The organism is Burkholderia sp. Ed8, from assembly GCF_040761425.1.
Taxonomy (GTDB): Bacteria; Pseudomonadota; Gammaproteobacteria; order Burkholderiales; family Burkholderiaceae; genus Burkholderia; species Burkholderia seminalis.
Map to the genome: position 1 here is coordinate 1,646,500 of NZ_CP142885.1, position 17,977 is coordinate 1,664,476.

Annotated in this window: 13 protein-coding genes; 6 read left to right on the plus strand and 7 right to left on the minus strand. The window is 67.9% G+C overall.

The genetic code is table 11. From position 1 onward, the window contains the following. Positions 1–36 precede the first annotated feature (36 nt). The 4 genes from VXM69_RS07560 to VXM69_RS07575 all read left to right on the plus strand — a co-directional run bounded on the left by VXM69_RS07560 (position 37) and on the right by VXM69_RS07575 (position 6,162). The gene (locus VXM69_RS07560; RefSeq protein WP_034191563.1) at positions 37–2,304 is read left to right on the plus strand and encodes a polysaccharide biosynthesis tyrosine autokinase; all 2,268 of its coding nucleotides are present in this window, start codon (positions 37–39) and stop codon (positions 2,302–2,304) included. Between the two features lie 61 nt (positions 2,305–2,365). After that, the gene (locus tag VXM69_RS07565) at positions 2,366–3,718 is read left to right on the plus strand and encodes a hypothetical protein (protein ID WP_034191562.1); all 1,353 of its coding nucleotides are present in this window, start codon (positions 2,366–2,368) and stop codon (positions 3,716–3,718) included. Positions 3,719–3,826: 108 nt separating this feature from the next. Next, the gene (locus VXM69_RS07570; protein WP_059556448.1) at positions 3,827–4,885 is read left to right on the plus strand and encodes an acyltransferase family protein; all 1,059 of its coding nucleotides are present in this window, start codon (positions 3,827–3,829) and stop codon (positions 4,883–4,885) included. After that, entirely contained in the window at positions 4,882–6,162 is a 1,281-nt protein-coding gene (locus VXM69_RS07575) for a right-handed parallel beta-helix repeat-containing protein (RefSeq protein ID WP_156444722.1), read from the plus strand. The genes VXM69_RS07570 and VXM69_RS07575 overlap by 4 nt, the downstream gene beginning before the upstream one ends. 36 nt (positions 6,163–6,198) lie before the next feature. Here the strand turns inward: VXM69_RS07575 and VXM69_RS07580 are convergent, their stop codons facing one another. Both VXM69_RS07580 and VXM69_RS07585 read right to left on the minus strand, forming a co-directional pair. Further along, the gene (locus tag VXM69_RS07580) at positions 6,199–7,761 is read right to left on the minus strand and encodes a mannose-1-phosphate guanylyltransferase/mannose-6-phosphate isomerase (RefSeq protein ID WP_034191560.1); all 1,563 of its coding nucleotides are present in this window, start codon (positions 7,759–7,761) and stop codon (positions 6,199–6,201) included. Continuing rightward, positions 7,758–8,420, minus strand: coding sequence for a GNAT family N-acetyltransferase (locus VXM69_RS07585; protein ID WP_080288009.1), 663 nt, complete (start codon positions 8,418–8,420; stop codon positions 7,758–7,760). Before VXM69_RS07585 ends, VXM69_RS07580 begins: the two co-directional genes overlap by 4 nt. Before the next feature lie 239 nt (positions 8,421–8,659). Here VXM69_RS07585 and VXM69_RS07590 point away from each other — a divergent pair, with 239 nt between their 5' ends. Continuing rightward, positions 8,660–9,877: a glycosyltransferase family 4 protein gene (locus VXM69_RS07590; protein WP_080288016.1), complete on the plus strand. Its 1,218-nt coding sequence runs from the start codon at positions 8,660–8,662 to the stop codon at positions 9,875–9,877. 699 nt (positions 9,878–10,576) lie between these two features. Continuing rightward, positions 10,577–11,968: a sigma 54-interacting transcriptional regulator gene (locus tag VXM69_RS07595; RefSeq protein ID WP_367188356.1), complete on the plus strand. Its 1,392-nt coding sequence runs from the start codon at positions 10,577–10,579 to the stop codon at positions 11,966–11,968. A 60-nt stretch (positions 11,969–12,028) separates the two neighbouring features. On the opposite strand, the gene VXM69_RS07600 is transcribed toward VXM69_RS07595, so the two are convergent. From VXM69_RS07600 to VXM69_RS07620, 5 genes are read right to left on the minus strand one after another with little or no spacing between them, the layout of a single operon-like run. Further along, entirely contained in the window at positions 12,029–14,479 is a 2,451-nt protein-coding gene (locus VXM69_RS07600) for a glycoside hydrolase family 2 protein (RefSeq protein ID WP_367188357.1), read from the minus strand. 29 nt (positions 14,480–14,508) lie between these two features. Then, positions 14,509–15,564: a DUF1839 family protein gene (locus tag VXM69_RS07605; protein ID WP_034191689.1), complete on the minus strand. Its 1,056-nt coding sequence runs from the start codon at positions 15,562–15,564 to the stop codon at positions 14,509–14,511. Continuing rightward, a complete protein-coding gene (locus tag VXM69_RS07610; RefSeq protein WP_034191557.1) occupies positions 15,561–16,535 on the minus strand; it encodes an amino acid--[acyl-carrier-protein] ligase in 975 nt (324 codons plus the stop codon). Before VXM69_RS07610 ends, VXM69_RS07605 begins: the two co-directional genes overlap by 4 nt. Continuing rightward, complete coding sequence (locus VXM69_RS07615; protein ID WP_034191556.1) at positions 16,532–17,728, minus strand: acyl-CoA dehydrogenase family protein; 1,197 nt, start codon at positions 17,726–17,728, stop codon at positions 16,532–16,534. Before VXM69_RS07615 ends, VXM69_RS07610 begins: the two co-directional genes overlap by 4 nt. Continuing rightward, positions 17,725–17,976 carry an acyl carrier protein gene (locus VXM69_RS07620; protein WP_006490451.1) on the minus strand — a complete coding sequence of 84 codons (252 nt, stop codon included), beginning with the start codon at positions 17,974–17,976 and terminating at the stop codon, positions 17,725–17,727. The genes VXM69_RS07615 and VXM69_RS07620 overlap by 4 nt, the downstream gene beginning before the upstream one ends. Position 17,977 lies beyond the last annotated feature (1 nt).

The following is a 17,977-nucleotide window of genomic DNA, read 5'->3' on the forward strand; positions in this document are numbered from 1 at the left end:
AATCGCGATGCGTCGCGTCTACGGGACCGATCCTGTATGAACGCTCAGACTCTCCCCGACCCGCACGACGGACCCACGTTGCGGCCGTCCTATCCGTACCGCCGCTACTGGGCCATGCTCCATGGTGGGCGGCGGCTGATTCTGTGCACGGCGCTCGCCGGTGCGCTGGCCGGGACCCTCTATGCGCTCTGCGCGCGCCCGGTCTACCGGACCGACATCCTGTTTCAGGTCGAGCAGAGCCCGACCGAGTCGAAAACGAACTCGCCGCCCGGCGATCCGTCTTCGGTGTTCGACCTGAAAACCGATGCATCGACCGAGATCGAGGTGCTGAAATCGCGAGCGGTGATGGCGCGTGCGGTCGACGATACCAATCTGGCCATCGATGCGCGGCCGCATTACCTGCCGGTCATCGGCTGGCGGCTGGTGAACGCGGCCGACGGGCTGTCGTCGCCGCTGCCCGGCGGTTACGTGTATGGCACGGAGCGCATCGACGTCCCGACCTTCGACGTGCCGAAGCGTTTCGTCGGTAAGCGTTTCGCACTCGTTGTCGGCAACGGCGGCACCTATACGCTGCAGCGCACGGGGTGGCTCGGCAGGAGCGGGCCCGTCTGGCAGGGCAGGATCGGCCAACCACTGCACGTCGAAACACCGCAGGGGCCGCTCGACGTGTTCGTGCGCGAAGTCGCGGGCGAGCCGGGCGCACGCTTCGACTTGACGCGCTACGGCGACGAAGAGGCGACCGCGTGGCTGCAGAAGAACGCACTGATCTCGGAGCGCGGCAAGCAGTCGAACATGATCGGCGTGACGCTCGACGGCCCCGATCCCGTGCACGACAGCCGCGTGCTCAATGCGGTCGGCGACGCGTATCTGGCGCAGAACACGCAGCGCAAGTCCGAAGCGGCCGACAAGCTGATCCGCTTCATGGATGCACAGCTGCCGCAACTGAAGGCGCAACTCGAAAAGGCCGAAAGCCGCTTCAACGCGTTTCGCGCATCGCACGGCACAGTCAATACGAGCGATGAAGGGCTCGCGTTGCGTCAGCAGTCGGTCGACATCGAGACGCGCGTGCAGACGCTGCAGCAGCGCCGCGAGGAATTGCTGACGCGGTTCATGCCCAAGCATCCGGCCGTCGTGGCCGTCGATGCGCAGCTCGCCGATGCGCAACACTCGCTCGACACGGTGCGCAAGCAGATCCAGCAACTGCCGACCGTCGAGCAGGGCGTGCTGCAGCTGCAGCGTGACGTGGCCGTCGATACCGCGCTCTATACGAACCTGCTCAACACGCGTCAGCAGATGATCCTCGCGCGGGCTAGCAAGACCGGAACGGTGCGCATCGTCGATGCGGCAAGGATCGCCGAGACGCCCACCGGGCCGCATCGCGGGATGGCCGTGATCGCGTCGTTGCTTCTCGGCCTGCTGGCGGGCGCCGCGATCGTGATCGTGCGACAGCGCGTTGCCGGCACGATCGGTGATGCCGAGGAAATCGAATGGTCGACGGGCCTGACGGTGTTCGCGGCGGTGCCACACAGCCCGCCGTCTGGACAGAACCCGCCGCCGTCGAAGGCCGCGCGGCGGCGCAACGGGCGCCAGCCGTCACTGCCGACGGCACCGGAGGGCGCGGCCCTCGAAAGCCTGCGCAATTTCCGCACGGCGCTGCAACTGGCGATGCCCGACGCGCCGAATCGCATCGTGCTGATCTCAGGGCCGACGACGGGCGTCGGCAAGTCGTTCGTCGCGGCGAATCTCGCGTCGCTGGCGGGCGCCGCGAAACGGCGCGTGCTGTTGATCGACGCGGATCTGCGGAAGGGTTCACTGCACGAGCAGTTCCGCTTCAGTCGTGCGCCGGGCCTGTCGGATGTCGTGGGCGGCACGCACGGGTTCGACCAGGCGCTCAAGCGCGACGCGATGCCCGGTCTCGATTTCATGCCGATGGGCAACGTCGTGCCCGACCCGGGTGAATTGCTGCTCCAGCCCGCGTTCACCGAACTGATCGAGCGCGCCGCGTCACATTACGACATGGTCGTGATCGACGGTCCGCCGCTGCTGCCGGTGGCCGACGCGCTGGTACTTGGGCGCCTGGCTGGAACCGTGTTTCTCGTCGCGCGCAGCGGCGTGACGACGCTGACGGAACTCGACGAAAGCGCGCGACGGCTCGAGCACGCGCAAATCGCCGTACGCGGCGTGATCCTGAACGACTTCAAGGGCTCGCCGGGGCGGTACGACTACGGTTACACGCATGAGAACACTCATCAGGCCGCATCCGGCTACGCAGGCGTAATGGGCGCGCGCGGCCCGGCCCGCTGAGCGGCGGATGCGTGGCGTCGCCCGGCGAGGCGCATGTGCGTGAAGCAATGGAACGGACATCATGAACAAACGAGTGGCGGCCGGCTCGCGAGCGCGACTGCAGCGGCCGGCGAGGCGCGGCGGAGCGGCGCACACCGGCCGCGCGGCCGGTTACGCAGGTTACTGGTGGGAGGATCCGGCACGGCTCGTGCTGCTCTTCATCCTGCCGTTGTACGGGCTGCTTTCGATGAGCCTGCTCGGCGATCAGAAGTCGATCGCGCGCATCTATTTCGACGGGTATTCCGCGTTTGCGGGCGGCCTGTTCCTGCTGGTGCTGACAGCGGCCGCGTGGTTCGCGACGACCGATGCGCAGGTCCGGAAGGGGCCAGGCGACAGAGCGGCCGAGCTGTCGCCGCACGTGCTCGATTTCGTGTTCGCGCTCGCGCTGTTCGGCTATCTCGTGATGATGAGCGGCGTGCTTGCACATCCGGCCGTGCTGCTGTCGTTCCTCACCGGCACGGCGAACACGTTCGAGCTGATCGAACTGAAAGGGCGCGTCACGGGCCTGAGTTCGTTCACGCAGGCTACGGCACCGTTCGTCGCGCTCTATTTCTACGTATTCAGGACGCCGGTCAAGGGCTTCAACCGCTACAAGGCGTACCTGGCCGTGCTGGTCGTACTGACGCTGTTGCGCAGTTTCATCTTCGCGGAGCGGCTCGCGATCATCGAGGTTGCGCTGCCGTTCGCGCTGATGGTCGTGCGGTTCCGGCTCGGCCGCAAGCGGCTGCGACTGCTGGCGCTTGGGCCGTACGCGGCGATCCCGCTGCTGCTCGGCCTGTTCATCGTGAACGAATACAACCGGTCGTGGGAAACCTACTACATCAACATCTACGACAACATCCTCGATTTCGCACTCGAACGCCTGGGCCTGTACTACTCGACGTCGCTGAACAACGGTGCCGGGATCCTCAACGTGCTCGGCTGGGGCAGCGGGCATCCGATGTTCACGTTCGACTGGCTGTTGCACTTTCCGCTGATCGGCGCGACGCTCCAGCCGTGGCTCGACTCGGGCGACAGTGTCGACCTGTTCCTGAACAGCTATGCCGATCCCGAGTTCAACAATCCATCCGGCATCTTCGTCCACTTCTACGAGTGGGGCTGGTTCGGGCTGTTGAACGCGGCGTTCGCCGGCTGGGTGTTCGGGCGCGGCTACGCGGGGTGGCGTCGCGGGAGCGGATTCTGGTGCTGCGCGCACGCGGTGCTGTACGTGTCTCTGATGGAAATACTGCGGATTCCAAACCTGTTCAGTGGCCGGGACTTCGTGCCGATCGTGCTGCTGGTCGTCGTGTTCCGATACTTCGTAAAGCGGCCGGAACGGACATCGTCCGTGGCCGTACGCGGCGCAGCGATCCGGCACACGCCCGACATCGGTTAACTGTCGTCCAGCCCACAGTATTCCGCGGCGAGCGTGCATAGAGTGGAGCTTCTCACGACCATTCGCCACGCGAGCGGGCCCGGACGGGGCCGCGGCATCGACCTTTACATGAATACGACTGCACGCGAAACCAGCCTGGATGTCGCCCGCGGCGCCGGCATCATTCTTGTCGTATACGGGCACGTCCTGCGCGGCGCCGTTTCGTCGGGGCTCGTGCCGGCCGGCGTGCCCGATACCGTGTTTGCGTGGATCGACTACGTGATCTACACGTTTCACATGCCACTGTTCTTCTTCCTGTCCGGGCTGCACGTCTGCCACTCGTTGCGTGGCGCGCCGAAACGGTTCATCGGATCGAAAGTGCGCACGATCGTCTATCCGTACCTGTTGTGGTCGGTCCTGCAAGGCGGCGTGCAGATTGCGATGGCGTCGCGTGGCACCAATCATCCGTTCACGTTCGGAGACCTGCTCTCGATCGGATGGCGGCCGTTCGCGCAGTTCTGGTTCCTGTACGCGCTGATGCTATGCATGATCGCCGCGTGGCTGTTTGCACGATGGGTGCCGGTGTTCCCCCAGGTGCCGATGGCGCCGCGCATCCGTGGTGCGCTCCTGGCAAGCGCGGTGCTCGGGCTCGCGATCGGAACGGTGACGCAATGGGGCATCGTGTCGACCGCGCTGATGAACTGGCCGTTCTTCGTGGCCGGCGTCGTCGCGTCGCGTGCGTTGCCGGGCTGGCTCGAACGCAACAGCCATCCTGCGATGTGCGGGCTGACGGCGGTCGCCTTTGTCGCGGCAGTCGCCTTCGCGCACGGCGTCGGAAGCGCGACGAGCATTTGGGCCGTTCCCGCCGCGTTCGCCGGCATCACGCTGATGCTGCAGCTTGCATACCGCCATGCAGCGTCGTCCGCGCGTGCCGGCTGGCTCGCGGCGATCGGTTACGCGTCGATGCCGATCTACCTGATGCATATCCTGGTGATGGCCGGCGTGCGCATCGTGCTGATGCGCGTCGGCGTCGGCAGTCTCGCGACGCACCTCGTGCTCGGTACGCTCGCCGGCGTGGCGGTGCCGATGATGGCTTATCTGATTGCGCTGCGCACTGGCACCGCGCGTATCGCCGGCTTTCCGGCGTGGCCTGGGCGCGGCGCGGCGGCGCGTCCGCAACCGGCATGACACGCGTGGGCTTGACTCACAAGACCGGGCGCCGATGCCGTTCCCGTCTTTGCTGTGTGATGCTTGGTATGTGGATGATCACCGGTCCCACCGTCACGGTCCACGCTGGGACGGCATTTCAAACCGAACAGACGTCGATCGGCTCGGCCGTGCCGGATGCCCGTGTCGCCCCGGCGCCCGACGGCGCCGATCAGGCCGACGCACTGCAACGCGCGCTGGATGCGCTGCAGCCGGGCCAGCGACTCGTGTTCGCGCCGGGGCGCTACATCGTTGACCGCTCGCTCGTCGTTCGGCAGGCGCAGGTCGTGCTGTCGGGCTACGGCGCGACGCTGATCGCGACCGTGCCGGACGACCAGACGATCGAGATGCGCGGCACCGGCACGACGATCGCCGGATTCAGGCTGGTGGGAACGGGTACGACGCGGATGGGCACGCCCGGGTCGACCAAGATCGAAGTGACGGGGCACGACGTGCAGGTGCTCGACAACGCGATCGACGGTGGTGGTGGCGGCATCTTCGTATTCGGCGGAACGGACGTCGCGATCGTCGGCAACGAGGTGCTGTCGACGCTGGCCGACGGCATCCACATCACGCATGGCGCGCGTAACGTGCTGGTCAAGGGCAACCTCGTGCGCGGCACCGGCGACGACATGATCGCCGTGGTGAGCTACCAGGGCGACGGCGTGCTCAGCCGCAACGTGCTGATCACCGGCAACTCGCTCGAAGGTAACGCGTGGGGGCGCGGCATCACGGTGGTCGGCGGTGCCGACGTGACGATCGAGAACAACGTCGTGCGCAACGTGCAGGTGAGCGCGGGCATTCTCGTCGCGCAGGAGGACAGCTTCCGGACTTACGGCGCGTCCGGCGTGCTGGTCGAGAACAACGAGATTTCGGATATCCAGACCGCGGCCGTGCGTACCGATCCGCGCCCGCTCACGCAGCAGGCCGCGATCGACGTCAGCACGTGGTCGGGCTCGGTGACGCGCGTGGCCGTGATCGGCAACCGCGTGTCGCGCGCACGGTTCGCCGGCATTCGCGTGTGGGGAAACGTATCGCAGTACCGGATCGCGGACAACCGCTTCTCCGCGATCGGCGGCATGCCCGTGCAGGTAGGCGGGGGCGGAGGCTGCCCCTCGGGTGGCGCGCAGGCCGGGTCGTGCGGGGCGCAGGTTGTGCAGCAAGCATTGGCCGACAAGGTCGGGGCGGACCCCTCGGCGTTGCCGCGCGTGCGTGAAGCGCTCAGGCAGGCGCGCCCGTCGCGGCGCGGCATCGATTGACGACTCGATGCACGCGCCGGCAGGCGCGGCCCGCGATTAGCGGACGACGTCTCCCTCCACCACTTGCACGTTCGACACCGCGTGCCGTTCCGGCAGCGTGTCGACGACGGGGCGCCCGTACTGGTCGTCGAAGCGCACGATGTCGTCCTCGCCGAGATAGTTGCCCGACTGCACCTCGATGATTTCCAGCGGAATCCGGCCGGGATTCTCGAGACGATGGACTTCGCCGACGGCGATGTACGTCGACTCGTTCTCGCTGAGCAGAAAGGTCTCGTTGCCGCGCGTCACCTTCGCGGTGCCGCGCACGACGATCCAGTGCTCGGCGCGGTGATAGTGCATCTGCAACGACAGCCGCTTGCCCGGTTCGACGACGATCCGCTTCACCTGGAACCGCTCGCCGAGATCGATCGAATCGTAGTGCCCCCACGGACGCTGCACCTTGCGGTGCTCGCTCGCCTGCGGGCGCCGGTCGCTCTTCAGGCGCGCGACGATGTTCTTCACGCGCTGCACGTCGTGCTTGTTCGCGACGAGCACCGCGTCGGGCGTTTCGATCACGACGACATCCTTCATCCCGACGCACGCGACGAGACGACCCTCGGAGCGCACGAGGCTGTCCTGCGTGTCCTCGAACACGATCGGGCCGCGGGCGACGTTGCCGTGATCGTCCTTCGGCATGATTTCCCAGATCGCATCCCACGTGCCGACGTCCGACCAGCCGGCCGAAAGCGGCACCACGATGCCCTCGATGCCGAGTTCGCTGTGGTCGGCGAGACGCTCCATGACCGCGTAGTCGATCGAGTCGGACGGGCAGGCGTCGAAGGCCGCCGCGTCGATCCGGAAGAACGGATCCTCGGCGACGCCCGCTCGCCATGCCGACTCGCAGGCCGTGTGGATCTCGGGCGCCAGCGCGCGAATCGCGTTGAGCCAGACCGAGGCGCGCGTGACGAAAATCCCGCTGTTCCACCAGTAGTCGCCCGATTGCAGGTAGCGCTCGGCGAGCACCGCGTCGGGCTTCTCGACGAAGCGTCCGATCGAATAGCCGCCTTGACCGCCATGGCGGCTCGTCCGCGGCTCGCCCACCCGGATATAGCCGTAGCCCGTTTCCGCGCGGCGCGGCAGCACGCCGAGCGTGACGATCGCGCCTTCCTGCGCGTAACGCGCCGCGCGTGCGATCGCGTCCTGGAACGCGCCGACATCGGCGATCACGTGATCGGCCGGCATCACGGCGAGCACGGGATCGTCCGCGAGCGCGCTGGCGTCGAGCGCGGCGAGCGTGAGCGCCGGTGCCGTATTGCGCGCGGCCGGTTCGAGCAGGATGCGCGCGGGCGCCGCACGGTCGACCACTTGAGCGGCGCTCATGATGCGATGCTGTTCGCCGCATACCAGCAACAGCGTGTCGCCCAGCGCCGCGTTCGCGATGCCGTTCAGGCGGCGTGCGGTCGCCGACAGCGGCGATTCGTTCGACGTCAGTTCGATCAGCTGCTTCGGATACTGTTCGCGCGACAGCGGCCAAAGGCGCGTGCCGGAACCGCCGGCGAGGATGACCGGCAGGATGCGTGGCAGGTCAGGCTCGGGAACCGGGCGTAGGGTGCGGGTCATCGGTTGGCTCCGGTATCGGCGGGCAGCCGGTTGTGTACGCGGCCGTCGGCGCGCGCGTCTTCGGTTCGGGGCCGGGCGGTCGAAACGGCCCGGGACAGCAGCTGGCGCAACGCGCCGGCGGCGCGGTCGGCCGGCCGGATCATGCCGACGAACGGCGCGCCCTGTTCGAGATACGGTCCGTATGCCTTGCGGAATCCGAAACGTTTGTAGAACGCCTGGCGCGGCTCGGGAACGTGCATGCGCAGCGCGGCGTCCGGCCACGCGGCCAGCGCGGCGGTCAGGGCACGTTCGAGCAGGTGCTCGAGCGTATCGCCGTCGCGGCACGCTTCGCTCGTCAGTACCTTGTCGATCACGACGTCCGGATCGATGTCGTCGCCGGGCAGGATCCGTGCGTAGGCCGCGACTTCCGCCGTGTCGCCGTTGCACACGGTCGCATAGACGTGCAATGCGCCCGCGTCCTTGCCGTCGATGTCGAGATGGGTATGCGCATCCTCGACGACCAGCACGGCGTTGCGTGCGCGCAGGATTGCATAGAGATCGACGGCGCTCAGATGTTCGAATTCACAACAATGCCATTCCATGATGCGGTCCTCGTGTGAAACCTTCAGCACGCCGTGCCGCACGGACGCGTTCGTTCCGTGCGGTGTGGCGATGACCATGATGCGGATGGCGTGCGCGCCGGTCTGTTCGAAAGCGCACTCACGGTCCGGTTTGTCGTCCCGCTCGCAGTCCGGCAAACCGGACCGTGAACAGCACGACGGTTCCGGCGCGCCGACAGCAGCGCAATGTGCGATAGCACACATCGGTCGTGGCGGGGCTTTCCGATAATTGGCACGACATGGGGCCGTGTTGCGCGGCTGACCCATATCGAACGTCAATGAAGAATCGGGAGCGGTACTTGAAGATTGCGATCGTTCATGACTGGCTGGTCGTGCCTGGCGGCGCCGAACGCGTGCTGGCGCACATGATCGACTGCTTTCCGCAGGCCGACGTCTACAGCCTCGTCGATTTCCTCGAGGATCGTGACTGCCTGCGCGGCCGCGCGGTGCGCACGTCCTTCATCCAGAAGCTGCCGTTCGCGCGCACGCGCTACCGCAGCTACCTGCCGTTGTTTCCGCTGGCGATCGAGCAGTTCGACCTGTCGGCCTACGACGTCGTGCTGTCGAGTTCGTATGCGGTCGCGAAGGGCGTGCTGACCGGCCCGGACCAGTTTCACGCCAGCTACGTGCATTCGCCCGTGCGCTACGCATGGGACCTGCAGCACCAGTACCTGAACGAGGCCGGGCTCGCGCGCGGGCCGAAATCGGCGATCGCGCGGGCGCTCCTGCATTACATCCGCAACTGGGATGCGCGCTCGGCGAACGGCGTCGATCGCGTGGCCGCGAATTCGCACTTCATCGCACGCCGCATTCGCAAGACCTACCGGCGCGACGCGACGGTGATCTATCCGCCGGTCGACGTCGACCACCTGTCGCTGCGCCCGGACAAGGACGCGTTCTACCTGACCGCGTCGCGGCTCGTGCCGTACAAGCGGATCGACCTGATCGTCGAGGCGTTCTCGCGTACGCCCGAACGCCGCCTCGTCGTGATCGGCGACGGGCCGGAGATGGCGAAAATCCGCGCGCTGGCCGGGCCGAACGTCACGCTGCTCGGCTACCAGCCGTTCGACGTGCTGCACGACCACCTGCAGCGCGCGCGCGCATTCGTGTTCGCGGCGGAAGAGGATTTCGGCATTTCGCCGGTCGAGGCACAGGCCTGCGGCACGCCGGTGATCGCGTACGGGAAGGGCGGCGTGCGCGAATCGGTGCGCGCATGGCCGGGCACCGGCGCAACGGGGCTGTTCTACCGCGCACAGACGGTCGACGCGCTGCTCGACGCACTAGCCCGTTTCGAAGCGCTGCCGCGCGGGTCGATCGATCCGCATGCATGTCGCGCGAATGCCGAATTCTTCGGCTCGGCGCGCTTTCGGGACGAGTTTACGCGCTTCGTGATGGACGGCTATGCTGCGTTACAGGAGGAAATGGCCGGCCCCGCCGGTTTCACGCCGGGCGACGACGCATCCGCCGTGGACGGCATGCGCGACCGGCCGGTCCGGCAGGGCGAGACGGCACTGTGAGCCCGGGCGGCGATCGTGCCGGTTGATTACGGTATGTAACGGTCGGGCGACCCGCGCGCGGCACCGAGACGGCCCGGCCGGCCGGCGGCACGCACGATTATGCGGTACATGGAATGCGGTGCCGGTTTTTTTCTCGGATTTCGATGAAAATCACATCCAATCGACGGCGCCAATCTCGCGGAAAAGTAGTATTTGGCACTGATTGACGGGAATGCTCGTAGATAATCAAATCTCAGTGGCCAAAGGGGTGTCGCGCGGGGCGACCCGGCTGCGTAACCGCCTGATTCAGGATTATCTTTTGGTAACAAGACCATCGCGAAACGGGGTGTAAATTCACGAACGGATCACATGCGGCGGTCATTCCGCAAGCGGGTTGGCCGCCGTCCGGTTCAGCATCGGGCGCGACTGTCGTGTACGACGCGACGCACATGCGGACGGATGTTCCGTTTGCCGACGTGTCCCGCCTGACGGCGGGTCGCTTCAAAGCCGGAATGTCGCGGCTCCCGCAGCCGCGCGTTCCGTTCGAGTTCGATGACAACGAGGCCGGGTGACACATCCGGCTCGACCTCCGGGGGTTCTCGCCGTGTGCAGATTCGATCTTCGCCAAGACTGCGGCAACGCAGCGCGAAAAGGCGGCCATGCGCCGCCGGCCGCGGCGCACACGAACGGGTCACGGAGTGAAGAAAGTGATGGGTCGTTATGAATATGCCAATAACGCGCGATAAGAGCGCCGGCGCGGGGAGCGGTAACGGGCAGCGTCCGCTGATCTACTGGACGCAGTCGCCTTCCGTGATGCTGCGAAAGGAATTGTCGCGCCGCGACTGGAAAGTGTCGGTCGTCGCGCATGCGAACGAGTTCCGCGACACGTCCGGCGAAATCACCTGCGGCATCCTCGATCTCAGCGGCGGCCATGCCGATGCGATCGGCAGCATCGCGTCGACCTGCGCGTCGATGCGCGACGTCGTGTGGGTCGCGCTCGTCGACGTCGGCCAGACCGCGTCGCCGAACGTGCGCGCGCTGTTGCGCGACTATTGCTTCGACTACGTCACGTTGCCCGCGTCGCATCAGCGGATCGCCGATACGGTCGGCCATGCGTACGGCATGGAGTGCCTGTTTGCCCGCGACCGCGAACAGCTCGAATCGGAGGAGAAGGGCATCGTCGGCACCTGCAGCGCGATGCTGCGGCTGTTCGATACGGTGCGGCGTTTCGCGCGCACCGACGCACCGGTATTCGTGTTCGGCGAAACGGGCACCGGCAAGGAACTGACGGCCGTCGCGATCCATCGCCATTCGGAACGGCGCAACGGCCCGTTCGTCGCGGTCAACTGCGGCGCGATTCCGCCGCATCTGCTGCAGTCCGAGTTGTTCGGCTACGAGCGCGGCGCGTTTACCGGCGCGAACGCGCGCAAGATCGGTTATGTCGAAGCCGCGAACGGCGGCACGCTGCTGCTCGACGAAATCGGCGACCTGCCGCACGAGAGCCAGGCGAGCCTGCTGCGGTTTCTGCAGGAGCGTTCGATTCACCGGCTCGGCGGCAGCGATCCGGTGCCGGTCGACGTCCGGATCGTGTCGGCCACGCACGTCGACCTGCGCGATGCGATGGAGGAGGGCCGTTTTCGTGCCGACCTGTTCCACCGTCTGTGCGTGATGCGTATCGACCAGCCGCCGCTGCGCGCGCGCGGCAAGGACATCGAACTGCTCGCGCATCACATGCTCGAACGTTTCCGCGGCGACGCGCGCCATCGCGTGCGCGGTTTCTCGACCGATGCGATCACCGCGCTGTACAAGCACGACTGGCCGGGCAATGTCCGCGAACTGATCAACCGCGTGCGCCGTGCGGTCGTGATGACGGAAGGGCGGCTGATCACCGCGCGGGATCTCGAGCTCGAATACTGTCTCGATGCGGCGTCGCCGTCGGTGGCCGACATCCGCAAGTCGATCGAGCGCGAGGCGATCGAAACGGCGCTGCTGCGCACGCGCGGCCGCGTCGCGGCCTCCGCGCGCGAACTCGGCGTGTCGCGCGCGACGCTGTATCGCTGGATGGAGGCGTACGGCATCGAGCGGCCGCGCGGGACGGGCTCGTCCGACTGAGCGGTTCGATCGGGCGGGGATGGAACACGCTCGCGGCACACGGCGGCCGCGAGCGCCGCATCAACCGGCGTGCGTCGCGCGCACCGCGCGCGCGGCATTCACTGCACGGATGTCCACCGCAGGCGGCACGTCGTCGCTCGCCGGATTGTGCCCGGCCGATTGCAGCGGAACGAGCGCGACGCGCGCCGGCGTGCCCGGCGCGAGGTGGAACCAGTCGTCGCGCGGCATGAAGCCCGGTGCGTCGATCTGCACGTGGCGCGCGACGTGCCGCGTGTCGATGTCGACATGCCACGTGCCACCGGTGCGCGATACGCACGCCTCGATTCCGAGTTCGCGGCGCGCCAGTACGGCCGGATGGGTGCGGGACGGGAAATGGAACGCCTGCGACAGCAGGGTGCCGTCGTCGGTGCGCAGCGTCGCGACAACGGTGTCGTGTTCGCAGGGCCCGAAACGGTATGCATAGGTCCAGTCGAAGAAACGGCCGAGCAGGTCGGCCGAGCCGATCCGCATCGCGTCGTGCGCGGCGATCCGCACCGGGCAGCCGGCCCGCGCGACCGGCGTGCGGCCGTCGCGCAGCGCGACCAGCTCGATCGACGCCGACAGCGGCGCCGGGTGCTCGTTGACCACATGCACGTCGAGCCCGTTCAAGCCTTCGTCGACGAGCAGCACCTGGACTGGCTGCAGCACTTGCCGCAGCGCATACCACGCCGATTTCGGCCGGTGCGCGGCGTCGATCACCCCCCATCCTGCTCCGGGCATCACGTCCTGGAACTGCCACACGAGCGCGCCGGCGCAGCGCGAGCCGGTGCGCCGCCACTCCGAGAACGTTTCGCGCATCAGGTCGGCGATCACCGCGCGCGACAGCTCGAAGTAGCGGGCCGGATCCTCGCGCCGCAGCCGGTCGGGCGCGACGTCGTACAGCGTCCGCAGATAGTGGTCGCGGACATCCTCGAAATCCCACGACGTGCCGGGGTCGCGCGGCACGGCCGTCTTCCAGCGCGGCTCGTGCACGCCGGGCCAGCCGAGCTCCGCGAGCGTCGCATCGCACGGCACGTTCGCGAACGCGAGGCATTCGCTCGCGAAGCGCACGTCGGCGCGGCGCGCGTCGTCGAGCGGGCGCAGGTACGCGCCGACGCCGTAGTAGTGCGACACGCGTTCGCGCGGCGTGAACGGCAGCACGCCGCCGTCGGGCGAATCGGGCACGTACGGGACGTCGGGGCGGCGTGCGGCCGCGTGGCCGGCCAGCCGCTCGGCCGTCAGCTCGAGGAAGCGCTGCTTCGGCGCGAGTCCCGACATCGCGGCCTGTTGTGCGATCTCGCTGCCGCCGCACAGCACCGCCAGCGACGGCGAAGCGCCGCGGCGCGCGAGAAACTGATCCGCCTCGCGATCGACGTTGTCCGCGAACGCGGGATCGTCGAGCGCGTAGTCGAAGTTCGCGAACATGAAGTCCTGCCAGACCAGCAGCCCGAGCCGGTCGCACCATGCGTGGAACGCGTCGGCCTCATAGGTCATCGTGCCGCCGACGCGGATCATGTTGAAGCCGGCGTCGCGTGCGAGCCCGAGCAGGCGGCCGTAGGCCGCGTCGTCCGCGTGCAGCGCGAGCGGGGCGGCGCTGCTCCAGCACGCGCCGCGCGCGAACACCGGTACGCCGTTGATGCGCAACCCGAAGCCCTTGCCGTCGGCGCCGCCGTCAACCTCGATCGTGCGGAAGCCGGTCGAGCCGAGCGGCCGCCGTTCGTCGCCGATATGCAGCGTGATCTCGTAGAGTGCCGGTTCGCCGTGCGTATGCGGCCACCAGCGACGCACGCTGGGCACGGCGACGCTGGCGCGCAGGCGGTCGGTGCCGGTGCGTTCCAGCGTCGCATGATGCTCGCCGCACGACAGCCGCGCGGCGATGCTGTCGGGCAGCGGCGCGGCGAACGCCAGTTCCGCGTCGAGCCAGCCCGTGTCGCCTTCGATGCGCGCCTGCAGGCGCGCATCGACCAGGACGGGGCCGTGGGCCGGATCGAGCACCTCGACGGGCCGCCACGGGCCGGCCGGTACCGCCGGCGGAAACCAGCCCGGCATGTGCCCGAACAACGATGCGCGGACCGTGCGCAACGCGGCCGGCTCGGCGAGCCGCGTGCGCCAGCGCGCCCGGCGCGGCGCGCGCGCGTCGCGCAGCCGCGGCGCGAGCGCGCGAAAGCAGAGCGTCAGCCGGTGCGTGCCGTCGAGCGACACGGGTACGTCGTGCGTGACGAACATGCTGTCGGAGCGGAGGATCGGCGTGTCGTCGAGCCAGGCCTGCGCGAGCGTCGCGAGGCCGTGGAAGCGCAGCACGCGCGGCCCGTGCCCGCGCAGCTCGATCCGGTACCAGTGGTCGCGCTCGTCGAGCGAGCGCGCATCGTCGACCCGGCCGGCCAGCGTGAGCGCCTGCGCGACCGTGCCGGGCACGGGCGCCGCGATCCAGCCGGCGTCATCCGCCGGAAGGTCGCACGGTTCCCGCACGGCGCCCGTGGCCGTCGCGAGCATCGACCACGCGGGCAGGGCTCGCGCGCGCGTCACCGCATGACCGGCACGGGCGCCGCGTCGCTGCGCACGGGCGCGACATGTCGCAGCGGCGCGCCGATCTGCCGCGCGCAGGCGACGAGGTCGGCATACGCGGCCTCGATCGCCTCGAGCGTCGAGTCACCGCGTTCTTCCTTGCCGCGCGCGCAGGCGCGCGCAAGCCGGAATTCCAGCACCATCGCTTCCGACGCGATGCGATCGCACGCGGCGCGGATCTCGGCGAACGGCCCGACGCAGCCGCTGGCCTGCAGCCAGCGTGCGTAGTGGCCGAACAGTTCGAAGTTTGCGCCGAGCTGCCGCACCGAATTGAACGAGTACGCGTGGAAGTGCTCGAGCGGTGCATCGGCGAGGGTCCGTGCGTCGGTCTGCAACTGCCGCCGGAAGGCGGCGATCGGATTGACGACCGGCAGGCGCCGCAGGTGACGCTGCAGCGCGGCGAGCGATGCGTCGCAGAGCGCGCGCTCGTCGAGCGGCGTAAACCGCCGTTTCGCGCATTCGACGTACGGCGGCAGCGTCATCGGCGAACTGCCGCCGACGAGCCCGTTGTAGTCGAAATCCTCGGCCACGTAGTAACCGCTGTTATGGAAATAGCCGATCTGGTGCTTCACGCGGTCGATGGCGTCGATGCCGATCGTCGTCTTCGTGTGTTGTGTGCGATAGCTGCTGCCGCGCGTGTCGGGCAGGAACCACGCGTCGACCTCGACGATCATCAGGTGGCCGCGCGCGACCTGGGTCTCGATGTGCTGGTCGAGCGGTTCGTAGATCGAATGTTCCTGCACGACGATCCCGTAGAGCCGCTCCAGTTCGTCGTGCGGAAACTTGAAGAACGTGAACTGGTCGCCCTCGAAATCGAGCGCGATCGTAAACGGCAGCGCCGCGTACGGATTCAGGCCCCACCACCGGAGCACCTCGAGCCACATGTCGACGTAGCAGTTGGTCTGCTTCCAGACCATCTCCTGACTGTGCAGCGGGTGCGGCCGGTAGTGGCGTGCGCGGTGGCGCACGTCCTCGAACGACGCGTCTTCGCCGTCGCGGGAGACGAACCTCATCGCGCGCCCCACAGTACGTCGCGCACCTCGACCGGCCATGCGTCGATGTCGAAGCCGTGGTGGCGGAACAGCGCGAGCGTGAGCCGTTCGAGGCCGAAGCCGACGCAGCCGGTGTGCGCGACGTCGTCCGTTGCGGTGCGGATGTTCCACAGCAGGCCGAAATGGTCCATGTGGTAGTTGAAGCTCAGGCACGCGGTCTGACGGTCGTCGTGCTCGATCGGGATCAGCAGCTCGAACTTCAGGTTCTGCTCGCGCTGGCTGTTCGCGACGATCTTGCCGCCCCGGCCGAAGAACGGATCGTTGGCGAGATCGATCGCATTCGGAAGGCGCAGCGCCTCGATCATCCGCGTGCCGCGCTCGATCCACGTTTCGCGGAACGCGACGATCTGTTCGGGCGTGCCGATGCGCACGTACTCGCGCATCCGGAACAGCTGCATGCGGGTCGGGTCGAGCGACGGCTCGTGCCGGAAGCAGTACGAGAACACGTCGACGATCCGGCCGTCGGCGGGCAGCGCCCCCGCGCGCGCGACGACCGGATAGACCGGGTAGCACGCGGCCGGCGTCATCACGACGTAGGTCGGCTTCTGGCTTTCGGTCCAATCGTCGCCGCGATCGAGGCACTGCAGCACGCGCTGGTGCTGGTGTTCGTCGCCGCAGAACGCGTGCACGCTGCCGGCCAGCTGCGGGAAGCTCTTCATGTATTCGCTGCGCTCGAACTCGATGCGGCTCATCGCCGGCGGGAAGCGCAGCACTTCGGCTTGCTGGTCGGCGCCGACGCGCGTGACGAATGCGTCGAGCGCTTCGACGACGCGCTCGAATCGTTCGCTGCGGCCGAACAGGCCCTGGATGCCGGTCGAGACCAGCAGGCCCGCGTCGATCAGTTCGTCGCGCAGCGGGTTGACGCCCGCGCGGTCGAGCGGCGCGTCGGCGGGAGTGGAGGCGGCGGAGGGCACGGCGAGGCGATCGTTCACGTATGTTTCTCCAGCGTCGCAGGACGCAGCGCGAGCAGCAGGCTCGCAGTGTTGGCGGCAATGCGGTCGTTGCTGATCATCAGCGGCGCCGCGAGCAGGTCGCGAATGTGACGGCCGATGCTGAACGGCGTGCCTTGCTTGTAGCCGGCCATCCCGCAGATCATCATCGCCTGGTGCGCGACTTCGAGCGCGGTCGTCGACACGTAGGTCTTCAGCGTGTTGATCTCGGCGGCCCGGGCCATGCTGGCCGACCACGAGCTGGTCGACGCGTTCGCGTGGAGGCGCAGCACGGCGTCGACACGGGCCTGCATCGCCTGCATCAGCGCGAGCGATTCGGCGATGCGCCGCGCCGCGGGCGACGGCGCGCCGTCGGTCTGGCGCGCCTGTGCGCGGAAGAACTGGTGCGCGCGATGGAACGCGTCGCCGGCCACGCCGATCCAGACGGCGGCCCACAGGATGTGCGACACCGGCACCATCGTTTCTTCGGCGATCTTCGCGAACGGGACCGGCAGGCACTGGACAGCGGCGCCTTGCGCATCGAGCACGAAGCCGTTGCTGCAGGTGCCGCGCATCCCGAGCGTGTCCCATTCGCCGCGGCGCGTGAGCGTATAGCCGTCGCGCAGCAGCGTGACGAGCACCTGCTCGGAGGCCGGGGCGTCGGCGTCGCGGCGTGCGGTCGCGAGGATGCCGTCCGCATAGTCGCCGTACGAGATCGTCGGCGCGGATTTGCGCAGCCGGAACCCGCCGCCGTCGGTTTCGAGCGCGCACTGGCTCGCGCGCAGGTTGCCGCCGACGCCGTCTTCCGACGTCGCCGACGCGAGCAGCCACTGGTGGCGCACGAGCTGTTGCAGGAACAGCTTGTGCCAGCCCTGGTCGGCAGCATGGTCGACGATGCAGGCGACCTGGATCTGGTGCATCGCGAACACCATCGCCGACGACGCGCAGGCCTGGCCGAGGATCGAGCAGGCCGACGCGATATCTTCCAGCGACGCGCCCGCGCCGCCGAGATGGGTCGGCACCATCGCGCCGAGCAGCCGGCGCGCGCGCATTGCCTCGATCGCCTCGACGGGGCAGCGCGCGTCGCGATCGACCGCATCCGCGTGCTGCGCGGCGATCTGTGCGACGGCGTGCGCGGCCTCGTCGAGCCGATGCGATTCGCTGTCGGCCGCGAGTTCGGGAAGCGGCGCGCTCATGCGGAATGCTCGGTGCGTTGCAGGGTGGCGATCGTGTCCGCGAGTGCGTCGATGCTGCGGAACAGGTTGCGGTTCAGCATCTCGTCGGGAATCTCGATGTTGAACTGCTTCTCGATCGCGAGCATCAGCTGGATCGTGTCGAGCGAGGAGAGGCCCGCTTCGTAGAGGTCGTCCCCGTCGCCGATCGAATCGATCGCGGCTTCGAGGTGGGCGACGTGCTTGAGGATGGTTCTGATTTCGTTTTTCACG